Source organism: Paenibacillus sp. VTT E-133280 (genome assembly GCF_002264385.1).
In the GTDB taxonomy this organism is placed as follows: Bacteria; Bacillota; Bacilli; order Paenibacillales; family Paenibacillaceae; genus Paenibacillus_AQ; species Paenibacillus_AQ nitricinens.
Genome location: NZ_NFUX01000174.1, coordinates 1 through 439, shown reverse-complemented (window position 1 = coordinate 439; position 439 = coordinate 1). Strand labels below are relative to the sequence as shown.

Annotated in this window: 1 pseudogene; it reads left to right on the top strand. The window is 47.2% G+C overall.

The annotated features are described in order from the left end of the window. A pseudogene (locus CA600_RS31480) lies at window positions 1–439 on the top strand (hypothetical protein); the annotation flags it as partial.

Sequence of the window (439 nt, the reverse complement as noted above, 5' to 3'; positions counted from 1 at the left end):
GCTGAGAGGTCAGACCAATAACTGGGGTGGTAATCTGCTGGGTTCAGATTTGATACGAGCACAGACGCTTATCAATGAACTGACGGTAGAAGCTGAAAAGCTTGAAGATATTATTCGTCTTGCAGTAAAAGGTGTTCAAGGTGCACAGGATGAGAATAAGAGGCAGGCTAATCAACTTTTTCAGCAGCTTGGTACTCTTGGAGGGATATTCGGAAAACTTGGGGGAGGCAGTGCAAGTGGGCAGTTTCCGATTCCAACGTATGCCCAGAAGATGGTCACGAATCTGATCACCTCGGTTGCTGCTCTAATGGGACGGGATGAGTTGAATAGCGATCCTTTGGTGCAGAAACTCCAAACAACGGTTAAGAATTCCGGACTGGGAACGATCGACTCTATTACAGCCCAAAGTAAGCTGAAGGATATCTACCAGGCACGGGAT